Below are 10,102 nucleotides of genomic sequence, written 5' to 3' on the forward strand. Positions count from 1 at the left end.
GGATTCTCAACAGTAGTTAACTTTCGGAGTTCTGTAGAGAATTTTAGCTTGGTTTTATTCATGGTTAAACTCCTAAAAATTTCATAACCTATTAGCGTTAGCTTCCTGATTAGTTGAGCTTCAATAAAAAAAACCCTAGCATTTGCTAAGGTTATCAATTTATTTCTTGCAATCTTTACCTTTACGGATATCAATATTGGTTTCATATCCTAGATTATCAACATTCTTTAGAGTTTGAAACAAACACATTGTATTGCGATTGGTAATGGGTTCATTTTCTGTTCTTGTAGTGAAAGTTAATCTTCCTAATTGACCGCCATTAGTATTTCCAGAAAAAGATATTTTGTAGAAATCATTACCTGTGCCAGAAATACTATTAGCTTTATTAGAAAATGTTGAATTATTGATATCTAAAGTGACTCCAGAAGGTAAAGACTTGATGGATTTGTTGTTGCAATTTCCATCTGTTGTTGAGGTGATTTTTCCTTCAAGAATACAAACTGTTTTGATACCAGAATCAGAGATTGCATCGTATCGAGATTGAGTTGTATAGGCTTTAACTTGATGAATGGTTGCGACTAATCTACTTGTTTTGAGATAGTTGAGAAACATTGGTAAACCGATTGAAGCTAAGATACCAATAATGACGATAACAACTAAAAGTTCAGTCAGAGATTTGCCGGATTCAGAAGATTTCATGATAATTACAAATAAAACAACTGCCACTTCCCCGCGATAGCGTCTTACTACTAAATCTTTAAATTCCTAAGTCTTTAAAAGTCAATAAAAAAAACCCCAGATTGCTCTAAGGTTTTTAGTTATTTAGTTATTTAGTTAAAGTCAGAAAGGTTCGTCAGGTTCAGTGAAGAAGTCAACTGAATTAATATCGTCATTGTACGGTTCAATTACTTTTATAGAAACTGATTCAGATTCAATTTCAAATTCAAGAGGTTCGATAAGACTTGAATATCTTGAAATCAGCTTGCATTTTTCCCGAAATTCTATAACTTCTTTAGTGTCTTCAACATTTTCAATATCTTCAACATTTTCATCCCAAAGATAATCATAAGGAGATGGTGAATTATCAGGACAGAAACAGGGTTTTCCGCCACAATCTAGCCATTGACCATTGAGTTCATTCATGGTAATATTTATGTTAGTTAGAAAAAACGACAAAACACCTATCTTTAGCGGTAGCTACCTCACAAATAACTACAGCTAAAGATTTAATTAGATTTAATTAATTAAGACAACACGACAACGTTTACCAAGTTGTTGAATATTTCGTTTAGTTCCTGGTGATTTACCATCCCAAATAGCTAAACCAAAATCAGCTTGTTGGTGCATTAATTTATCTCTAAGGCTATAACTTCCTTGAACTTTAACGGTTCCCCAATTACCAACATTATTTCTGAGGGTACTAAAGGCAAACCAAACTTGAACATTATCGTAATTCACTGAATCAAGATAAGTTTGAACTAATAAATCAACACCAGGAGCATCACCAATTAGAATCTCGTAATTAAGCTCAATTATTTTGTTGATTCTAGTTAGGGATTCAGGATTTAGAATTGTGATTGAACGTGAACCGGAAATTGCTACAGTGATTTTCATTGATTTAAAGTTAAGTGAATTAGAAAAACCCCTAATTAACTAGATTGGGAATCTAATTAATTAAGGGTTTATTGATTAGGGTTTAACGAGATTCAACTTAAAACCTAATTGCTTCAATAGTTCGTAGAAGGCTTCGGGTTGCATTTTGTCGTGAGAGTCGATACCTCCTAATGGGGCTAGGGATTCAATACGATGAACAAAACTAACTGCTCGAATGATTATTTCTGCATAGGGCCGTTGCTCCTCATCCTTAATCAATAAAGCTATCTGCTTGTGATTCATTGCCATACTTCTCAAACACTTAAATTCTCGTGTTTGCTTTTCGTCTAATCGACTGTTCTGAATTTGATGCCAGAGATTCTCCCGAAAACTTTGGGGAGTATAGCCAAAAGTCTGAAATTCTTTCCCCATATCAACTAAATGTTTTCGGTTTTTACGAAGAACAGGGAAAACTATTTTGATGTTTAGAATTGGAAATTGAAAGTTAGTCATTGTTTGTTATCAAAAAACTTCATCGATTCTTGCGTTAGCATCTCACCACTAACTTTGAGGATAAAAAAAAGCCTTAATCTCACAAAGAGACTAAGACTTAATTAGTTAAGAGGTTTAGAAAGGTTTGGGCTCGTATTCGGAATCAGCTTCTTGATACTTTTGTTTCAGTTGATTAACTTTTGATTCAGTTGATTTAGATTCTTTGGCTTGATAATTGGATTTTTGTTGGTAATAATCTGAACGAATTTCCATAAGTTCATCTTCGGTATAACCCATGTCTTTGATGAACTTTTGGACTTTAGCTAAATCCATTTTGTTGATTTCATGCTTGAGCCATTCGGTTTTGAAGATTTCATAAAGTTCTAAACCATTGATTTCTTTACCTTCAATTCTCAAGCCTTTATTGGTACTCTTATAATGTTGCCAAGCCAGGATTCGGAAGCAATCTACAAGAATTGAGGTTGTTTTTTGAGCTTTAGTTTGAATAAGGATAGACATTGTATTAAGAAAAAGAAACAACGCCTATCTTTAGCGATAGCTACCCTATTCAGAAACTTTGAAATACTCTATACTCCAAATAGAATAAAGCAAAATTAGTTTTACTTTACGCTTCTTGGTTCGCCCCAAATAACAACCAGGGAATCTTACCCAAATCCCATTATTGGCAATGGCAAATATTATCCCAAATTTCCCAATAAGATTAGGATATTCGCCATCGGAATCTAAGCCTTTAATCTTGACTTTCTGATTCCTTTTGAGTTTTGGAAATAACGGTAATTGTAATTGAATGTGCTTGGATTTGGAACTATGGGGTGAATTTCTCATATAATGTTTTCTCCAATTGTTGAATTAATTCATTACTTCTTTCAATAAATTCTGCATAAGGAACTTTGGCGATTCTGAAGGTACGACTCATTGCCCATCGTTCATCAGAATCTATTTCTGGGCCGCATTCCCCACAATATTCTTTGATTTCGAGAGAAACGTTTTTAGCCCATATTGTTATCTGGATGTAGTAACTATTCATGTCATCGTTCTCTGGCATTATAAACTTAGAGAATCTTATAAACGGAATCTCTTTACCGTCTGGTGATTCCCAGGTATCTCGTTCTCCTTGCCAATCTAATGCTTGACAAATTTTGATTACTTTATCTCTCATTTGTGTTATCCTTAATTTGCACAGAATTGAACGCAATAGCAAAACCAATAACGTTATTCCCTTGAGTAACATTATTGGTTTGTTATTTGTTATTGAATTTATGATTGAAGTTCATTAAAGAGATTTAACAAACTATCAATGGAGAGTTCTTTAACTTTAAATTCAAAGGGAAAAGAGGGATTACGTTTAGAATCACGGAACTCCTGAATATGTCCCCCATAGAATTGAATTTGGTCATAGAGGATTGATTGTTCTTCGGTTGTCGAACCAATATAAGCAATAAAACTGGTAAATCCCGAATCAGAATCAGGAGCCTCTGACCAATTAAATTGATTGTTTTTGGTTCCACAAATGGTAATGCGATCGCTAAGTTCGACTGTAAGATAATTACCATGAGGACTTGATTTAATTACTTTACCTTTAATTCCTGCAAAAGTTATGGTATTCATTGATTTAGTTAAGAAACTTCATTGAATTATCGCGATAGCGACCTACCGCTCAAGTTATTTATTGGAGTGCTTGAAAAGCGGCTTGAAGCTGATACAGGTTTGCGTTTTCAAGATTGAATTGTTCCCGATACTCCCGCACAGTTTTGAGTTCAATTTCTTCAAGATTAACAGAAAGTTCGCAGTTGCGGGGAGCAAAGAGGTTGAAGCAATTGAGGTCATTAAATCCCTTAAAGTATTCGATTCGATAATTAATCCCAGATTCTTTAAGAGCTTGTTCAATTGCTTCCTGCTCGAAACAGCAAAAGCTCGAATACATTTCTAATTCAGTATTTGATTCAGTCATTTGATTTAGTTAAGAGAAACTTCATTAAATTCAAGCGGTAGCTAGAGCATTAAAGTTTCTAATTACCGCTTAATTGAATTAGATTTGAGCTAAGATTTCTCCAATTCTGTTGTAATCATCATCCCTTTCAGTTAGATAATTACCGTATCCTGCACCTGTATAGTAGAAAGTGTTCTCAGTCGGCATGAAGATAATGCAGTTGTGACCATACAAAGGAAATAAATCTTTTAAATGGGGTTGAATATTTTCTCGTTCCCATTTAAGTTTTGCATTCAGTCGGTCAAAAACACTGCCTTTGGATTTATCGGGTTCAGGTTTAGGAGCTTTAGAACCGAATTTAGGTGGAATTCTAATCATTGATTTAGTTCAAAAAAACTTCATTAAATTTAAGCGGTAGCTGGTAAATCCCAATTACTGTTTATTGATTTCTTGACCGTATTGAACTAATTTTTGAATCTCCCATAGACAGGAGCTACGCAGAATGTCAGTTTTGAGATTAAATTGTTCACGATACTTGAGGACAATTTCCATCTCAATAGAACGTAAATCTAAATCATTAGGTTCAGTAAAGAGATTGAAACAGTCAAGGGGTCGTTCATCACTTCCCATATTCAATGGTTCAATTCGATAATTAATCCCAGCCTCTTTGAGCGCCGATTCAATAGCCTCTTGTTCAAAGCAACAAAAACTTGAATACATTTCTAATTCAGTCTTTAATTCAGTCATGGTTTTAGATAAATAAACTTCATTAAATTCAAGCGGTAGCTTCTTAATTTTATGATATAGTTAGAATGTAAACGAAAGTTTTAATATCCAAGCCAAAAAAAGCATTAATTAGAAATTCTAACTAATGCTTTTACCTCAGAATCTAAATTAATTAAATCTAAATAAACCTAGAAAAAACCGGATGTCGAATTGAATTAGCTTTAGTAAGCCCAAGATGAATTACTTCAAGTTGTCGTCCCCGATAGTTTGATTGATTATTCCAAATCTCTAACCTTTCAGCATCAGAAAAACCCGTACCGACTCTTGCAGCTACAGGAACCCCAAGGATATCAGCTTGAACAGATATTTTACCTAAACTTCCTGAATACTTGCCAGTACCTTTAAAGAAACCTGTGCAAATAAAGGTAGACTTCTCAAAGTTCTTGACCTTCAATAAATCATTGCTTCTACCCTCGTAATAAGCCCTATCAGGATGCCGCAGGATTGTGCCTTCATTGGATAGACCGTTATCTTTATTAAATTGATTCTGAGATTGAATAGACGTGGGATTATTTTCAATCAAAGTATAGGGAGTAGCGACAATAATTGATTGATCAGAAGGGATAACCCCAGGAATAGTATCAATCATTTCTTGGGTACTTAACCATTCCCTAGTCCCAATTGAGAGGATAGCAAATATATGGAATTGCAATCTTTGTTTCTTAGTTAGATCATATCTTTTACCACCTCTAACGATACCAGAGATGACATCAAAAGGTTCACCAGGAATATAAAGCTCACCATCGAGAATATAGCCTTGTTGCTTACAAATAGCTAGGATATGGTCTATCCCAACGAATTTTGATTTCAATGTTCGACTAAAAATTGCCTGTTCTGTTGGTAAGTAGAGTCCCCGTACTCCATCAAGTTTCGGTGAACTCCACCAACTCGAAACCCCGTAGTCTTTAGTGGGATAGTAGGTATTTGCCAGTTGACAAGATAGTGCCATTTTTGTTGTCTTAAAAATCAACTTTATGATACGATAATACTATCAAATTACCAGGTAAAATTATGGCTGCGGGGAAATTAAGTTTCACTCAAACTGAGTTTAGAATCCGAGAAGATGGAACTTATATTGGAGCTAAAGTTTCTGTTGAAAGAACTGAAGGAAATGTTGGATTAGTTAGCGTAAAAGTAACAAATAGTTCGGCTTCTAGTTTGGGTCGTGCTACTCGAAAATTAGATTTTCTTCCAATTAATCCAACAACTTCTACTGGGAGTTCTCAATTATTAACTTGGGCTGATGGAGAGGGCGGAATAAAAACCCTTGAATTTACTATTATTCAAGAAAACCTTGTTGAAGGAGACGAGTTTATTCCTTTGAGTTTAGGAAGTTATAAAGGCGGTGCGGTTGCTGGTGAGATTCCTAAATGCAGCCTGATTATTGTTGATGATGATTCGGCTAAAGGTATTCAAGGTATTCAAGGAGAGAAAGGGGAAAAAGGGGAAGGAATAAGATGGAAAGGAGTTTGGCAATACGGCCCTTATCAAGTCGGGGATTTAGTTAGTTATTTTGACGCTGTTGAATGGGCGGTTTATATCTGTACTAATCCACCAGTAATTAACTATCCAATTGGATTAACCGAGGCAGATTATTCTGGTTTTGAGGACTCCAGCATTTTCCCTAATGTTTCCCCTAGTTGGGAATTGTTCTGCAAGGGAGCAAATGGTCGGGATGGTCGAGATTACATAATGACCTTCAAAGGGGTGTGGAACCCAGAAACCCTTTATGTTCAAAGGGATGCGGTACTTTTTAATGGAAGTTCCTATGTTTGCATCAAAGAGAATGGCAGGGGACGTAACCCAGTTTCTGAACCTACTTTCTGGGCATTGGTGGCTCAAGGAACCCAGGTATTTTTTGGTAGTGGATTTGCCACACTTAAAAAACATTTATTTGCCTGCCGAACCTCAGATACTGCTGGAGGCACGAGAACTTTCCCCCATGGTTTGAGTAGCTCCGTTATTAAAAATTATTCTGCCGTCTTAACAATGTCTGAACCTGTTGGACAATTCGGATATGCGCCGCTAATTTTACCAGGAGGTTTCCGTACCCTACCTGGATACTCTTACGATATTGCCGTCAATAATAGCCACATTGTAATTGTTACCACTCCCTCGGATAGCTCAAAGATTCTTTCTAAAGAAGTCTTTGTAACCCTTGACACTTTCTAATCCCTTCTGTTGTCCCTAATCTTAACTTTTAGGGATAACAAGCAAATATCAAAATATCAAAATAACAAATAACAAATAAAACTATGGCAAAACTAACAGCAAGATACCTACAAATTTTAAAGAATCGAGTGAGGGTTTCTGACTCTAAGAATTGGTTAGGAAAAGATGTTTTAGAGATTGGAGAAGAAATTTATGGGTTTGTCAATAATGGGGTTAATAATTTCCCTGTTGTTAATATTTTGACAGGATTAACTGAACCAATATTAGAACCAATAAAACAAATAGCAGAACAACTTTTAGCCCTTCCTGATATTGGAATTATGAGTGGGCTTCTAACCCTAGAAAGTATTTATGGAATTAATAAAGCCTACAATACAAAACTCTACAAGGGACAAAATCTATTAGCTTATGCGAATAGTATTATTAATCGTGATATCCCAGATTCTGATGATGATTATTATTATATTATGGGAATTTCTGCCTACAATGAAACTCTCAATATTCCCTTACTAAATACTCAGATAAATAGTCTTCAATCTAAAGTTGTTGAAGTAACTGGAAATATTCAATCTCAAGCTCAATCAACAATAGATAGTTTTGAATCTAAATTTGGCATTGATTATATTCAAGATAAAATTACTGAACTTGAAGGATTAATTTTAGAAGCCGGAGACAGTGCATCGTCAACTATTAAAAATCAACTCTATCGTCTCAGAAGTTTTGTTAAAAAATTTATGGGCATTAGTTCTAGTTCTCAATCAATACCAATATCAAGTTATGGGAGTTTTGGGGCAATTGAATTAATAGTACCAACATTAACGCCCAAACTAACGGATGTTGTAGGGGTAATTAACCAACTGGCAAATTGGTTTTTATCAATGTTTAGTATTCCACAACAAATCCTAGAAGTATTAACCCATACGGTGACATCAGTTGTTTGTAAAGCTATTGGTTCCGCAGGTGCAGAAGTTAGTCGGTATTTGTCTGCTGGTCTATTACAATCTTTACCTCAATTAGTCCCTAAAATTGGTAGTGCTACTGGAACTTTATTTGGTGGAGCTTGGGCAACTCTAATGGGTTATGCTCCCTGGATTGCTTTGGTCGCAGGATTGATTCTGGTTGCTCTTAAATTAAGTGATAAGAAAGTGAAATTTGGCAATCTTGTTTACCTTTTTGGAACTAGATTAGTAGGTAAACCTGATACTGGATTCGCCGTTACTTACGATATGAATGAAAAACAAACGAGGGATTTTATCATTGAATACGCAAAAGAATTACTGAGTGAGGCTAAATCTACTTATAATAAACTTTGGGCGTTTAATATTAATAATGATGATGAAGTTGCCCTAATGTTTGACCTAACAAATATTAATAACCCAATAGAAATAACTGATGGAGCTATTCAGAAAACTCTCTGGGATTCGTTAAAACGTTTTGCAGAAGAACCATTTTAATTTAAGTTTAATAAAGGAGAATTATGCCTACACAATTTAAGAATACTAAATATAGAGAAGATGGCAGTGAAGGTCGAATAGAAACAGTTTCAACTTTTTATGTTTGGAATTGTACAACTCAAAGTTTTTCAACCGCGCCACCAGTAGTTCTCCGTAATACAATGTTAGCGGCTTTATACCCTGACAAAAAGTTTATTATTGGTGAAATTCCCAAAACATCAACTAACGCAAGTTTATTAGACCCTTTTAAAGTTCCTGGGGTTTCTGACCCCTACTTTTTAGATTTAGCATCAAATAGTCGAACCCATGGGAGGTTTTTATTTACTCCTAAAAGAACAATTGGTAGAGATTATTTTCCTAGCAAAGATGATTGGAAACGAATAATTTATGGAAGTATTCTGCATACCGGATGCAATAGATTATTTTATAGAGAAATAAAATATATTGTTGTTGATGATGAACGACGGAATCCAAAAGATAGTAGTCCTCAAGATGATGGAGTAAATGGAGTCCATTGGGATACAGGAGATTGTCATGCTAAATTATCAAAATCCCTTCTAACCCTATTAGAAAGTTGGGAAACAATTGGCAATGAAGATAACCCGACAACAATTCAAATCCGAGCCGCCATCTTTAAAGAATGGACAATAAAAGGAACAGCAAGTCATTCATATAAGTTTGAGAATGATAATAGATTCAAAGGTTATGATTTAGTTATTCCCCTATCTTGTTTTAAAGGTAATAAACCCGCACCTGGGAATTATACTGGTAAAGTTCTAATCGGTGTTGTGCATGAAGCCGAGGAACGCCGTGCTAAACCCGGTTGGATGTTGTGGCAATGGTTTAGTTTTGAAACCCTTGAAGAAGATGGAATAATTAGTAAACTCCATGAGAAATGTCAGAAATTAAGCACTGCCCTTGATGATATTTATAAATTAGCTGATGTCCTCCGAATTGATTTAGATGAAGCTGAACAAGAATTAGCTAATCTTGACGATAACCCCGATGCCGAAGTAGCTTATGTTGATTCGGTTCTCAAGATAATTAAAGCTGATAAAAAAGGGGTATTAATTCTACATCCTTATGTTTTATTGAAGGTTAAATTTAGACTTCGAGAGATGTGGAAAAACCTTGCTAAATCAGCCGGAGTTAGGTTTTATTCAGTTATGTGTACACCAGATACGAGTCTTGAAAAATATCAGAAACCCTATGGTAATGATTTTATTTTCAAACCCAAAGTTTTCTGTTCACCAAGTTTCAATGAAGGTCAATATATTGTGTTTTGTAACCCCATGCGCCATTGGGGAGATGTTCAACTTTGGGAAAACTTTCATGAGGGTAGATTCCGAAATACTAGGGGAGTTTTAGCCGCCACTCGTGAGCTTTTGTTGAGTCTGGGACGTGATACTGATGGAGATTTTATTCAATTAATAAATAGTAGTCGATATCCTAACTTAACGATGGCTTTATATGATATGGATTCGCCCCCAAAAGTTAAGAAGTTTCCCAAGGTTGCACTTACAGGAAGTCTTCAACAGATTGCTATTAATTCAATGAATGATATTACCGGAGTTGTTGCTAGTTTGTTGGGTAGAGCTAGAGCTATTGGGGCTGAATTGATTGTTTTAGATATCCCAAAGGAAGGGGAAATGAG

General features: G+C 35.2%; 13 protein-coding genes and 1 pseudogene. 3 read left to right on the forward strand and 11 right to left on the reverse strand.

Annotated elements, in window-relative coordinates; all coding sequences use genetic code 11:
* Positions 1 to 159 precede the first annotated feature (159 nt).
* From PL9631_RS01850 to PL9631_RS01900, 11 genes are all read right to left on the reverse strand, one after another.
* Positions 160 to 699: a pilin gene (locus PL9631_RS01850; RefSeq protein ID WP_083616415.1), complete on the reverse strand. Its 540-nt coding sequence runs from the start codon at positions 697 to 699 to the stop codon at positions 160 to 162.
* Between the two features lie 141 nt (positions 700 to 840).
* Positions 841 to 1,143: a hypothetical protein gene (locus PL9631_RS01855; protein WP_083615996.1), complete on the reverse strand. Its 303-nt coding sequence runs from the start codon at positions 1,141 to 1,143 to the stop codon at positions 841 to 843.
* A 93-nt stretch (positions 1,144 to 1,236) separates the two neighbouring features.
* The gene (locus tag PL9631_RS01860) at positions 1,237 to 1,614 is read right to left on the reverse strand and encodes a hypothetical protein (protein WP_083616417.1); all 378 of its coding nucleotides are present in this window, start codon (positions 1,612 to 1,614) and stop codon (positions 1,237 to 1,239) included.
* Positions 1,615 to 1,689: 75 nt separating this feature from the next.
* Positions 1,690 to 2,106, reverse strand: coding sequence for a hypothetical protein (locus tag PL9631_RS01865; protein WP_083616420.1), 417 nt, complete (start codon positions 2,104 to 2,106; stop codon positions 1,690 to 1,692).
* 114 nt (positions 2,107 to 2,220) lie between these two features.
* Positions 2,221 to 2,604, reverse strand: a complete 384-nt coding sequence (locus tag PL9631_RS01870; protein WP_083616422.1) for a hypothetical protein — start codon at positions 2,602 to 2,604, stop codon at positions 2,221 to 2,223.
* A gap of 307 nt (positions 2,605 to 2,911) precedes the next feature.
* Positions 2,912 to 3,265, reverse strand: a complete 354-nt coding sequence (locus PL9631_RS01875; protein WP_083616424.1) for a hypothetical protein — start codon at positions 3,263 to 3,265, stop codon at positions 2,912 to 2,914.
* Positions 3,266 to 3,363: 98 nt separating this feature from the next.
* Positions 3,364 to 3,714 (reverse strand): hypothetical protein, encoded by a 351-nt coding sequence (locus PL9631_RS01880; RefSeq protein ID WP_083616426.1) that lies wholly within the window; start codon positions 3,712 to 3,714, stop codon positions 3,364 to 3,366.
* 58 nt (positions 3,715 to 3,772) lie between these two features.
* A complete protein-coding gene (locus tag PL9631_RS01885; protein ID WP_083616428.1) occupies positions 3,773 to 4,057 on the reverse strand; it encodes a hypothetical protein in 285 nt (94 codons plus the stop codon).
* A gap of 78 nt (positions 4,058 to 4,135) precedes the next feature.
* The gene (locus PL9631_RS01890) at positions 4,136 to 4,414 is read right to left on the reverse strand and encodes a hypothetical protein (RefSeq protein WP_083616430.1); all 279 of its coding nucleotides are present in this window, start codon (positions 4,412 to 4,414) and stop codon (positions 4,136 to 4,138) included.
* A 54-nt stretch (positions 4,415 to 4,468) separates the two neighbouring features.
* Positions 4,469 to 4,783: a hypothetical protein gene (locus PL9631_RS01895; RefSeq protein ID WP_083616433.1), complete on the reverse strand. Its 315-nt coding sequence runs from the start codon at positions 4,781 to 4,783 to the stop codon at positions 4,469 to 4,471.
* Positions 4,784 to 4,940: 157 nt separating this feature from the next.
* Positions 4,941 to 5,771 carry an ATP-dependent DNA ligase gene (locus PL9631_RS01900; RefSeq protein WP_083616434.1) on the reverse strand — a complete coding sequence of 277 codons (831 nt, stop codon included), beginning with the start codon at positions 5,769 to 5,771 and terminating at the stop codon, positions 4,941 to 4,943.
* Between the two features lie 62 nt (positions 5,772 to 5,833).
* Between PL9631_RS01900 and PL9631_RS01905 the strand changes: the two genes are divergently transcribed.
* From PL9631_RS01905 to PL9631_RS25980, 3 genes and pseudogenes are all read left to right on the forward strand, one after another.
* The gene (locus tag PL9631_RS01905) at positions 5,834 to 6,994 is read left to right on the forward strand and encodes a hypothetical protein (RefSeq protein WP_083616436.1); all 1,161 of its coding nucleotides are present in this window, start codon (positions 5,834 to 5,836) and stop codon (positions 6,992 to 6,994) included.
* Positions 6,995 to 7,077: 83 nt separating this feature from the next.
* Complete coding sequence (locus tag PL9631_RS01910; protein ID WP_083616438.1) at positions 7,078 to 8,448, forward strand: hypothetical protein; 1,371 nt, start codon at positions 7,078 to 7,080, stop codon at positions 8,446 to 8,448.
* Between the two features lie 23 nt (positions 8,449 to 8,471).
* A pseudogene (locus PL9631_RS25980) lies at positions 8,472 to 10,102 on the forward strand (hypothetical protein); the annotation flags it as partial.

Origin of the sequence: Planktothrix paucivesiculata PCC 9631 (genome assembly GCF_900009265.2) — a bacterium.
Lineage (GTDB): Bacteria > Cyanobacteriota > Cyanobacteriia > Cyanobacteriales > Microcoleaceae > Planktothrix > Planktothrix paucivesiculata.

What these genes read in the sequence shown, in the direction of transcription:
- PL9631_RS01850 (WP_083616415.1), bottom strand. Translation starts at nt 699, where the DNA reads ATGAAATCTTCTGAATCCGGCAAATCTCTGACTGAACTTTTAGTTGTT.
- PL9631_RS01855 (WP_083615996.1), bottom strand. Translation starts at nt 1,143, where the DNA reads ATGAATGAACTCAATGGTCAATGGCTAGATTGTGGCGGAAAACCCTGT.
- PL9631_RS01860 (WP_083616417.1), bottom strand. Translation starts at nt 1,614, where the DNA reads ATGAAAATCACTGTAGCAATTTCCGGTTCACGTTCAATCACAATTCTA.
- PL9631_RS01865 (WP_083616420.1), bottom strand. Translation starts at nt 2,106, where the DNA reads ATGACTAACTTTCAATTTCCAATTCTAAACATCAAAATAGTTTTCCCT.
- PL9631_RS01870 (WP_083616422.1), bottom strand. Translation starts at nt 2,604, where the DNA reads ATGTCTATCCTTATTCAAACTAAAGCTCAAAAAACAACCTCAATTCTT.
- PL9631_RS01875 (WP_083616424.1), bottom strand. Translation starts at nt 3,265, where the DNA reads ATGAGAGATAAAGTAATCAAAATTTGTCAAGCATTAGATTGGCAAGGA.
- PL9631_RS01880 (WP_083616426.1), bottom strand. Translation starts at nt 3,714, where the DNA reads ATGAATACCATAACTTTTGCAGGAATTAAAGGTAAAGTAATTAAATCA.
- PL9631_RS01885 (WP_083616428.1), bottom strand. Translation starts at nt 4,057, where the DNA reads ATGACTGAATCAAATACTGAATTAGAAATGTATTCGAGCTTTTGCTGT.
- PL9631_RS01890 (WP_083616430.1), bottom strand. Translation starts at nt 4,414, where the DNA reads ATGATTAGAATTCCACCTAAATTCGGTTCTAAAGCTCCTAAACCTGAA.
- PL9631_RS01895 (WP_083616433.1), bottom strand. Translation starts at nt 4,783, where the DNA reads ATGACTGAATTAAAGACTGAATTAGAAATGTATTCAAGTTTTTGTTGC.
- PL9631_RS01900 (WP_083616434.1), bottom strand. Translation starts at nt 5,771, where the DNA reads ATGGCACTATCTTGTCAACTGGCAAATACCTACTATCCCACTAAAGAC.
- PL9631_RS01905 (WP_083616436.1), top strand. Translation starts at nt 5,834, where the DNA reads ATGGCTGCGGGGAAATTAAGTTTCACTCAAACTGAGTTTAGAATCCGA.
- PL9631_RS01910 (WP_083616438.1), top strand. Translation starts at nt 7,078, where the DNA reads ATGGCAAAACTAACAGCAAGATACCTACAAATTTTAAAGAATCGAGTG.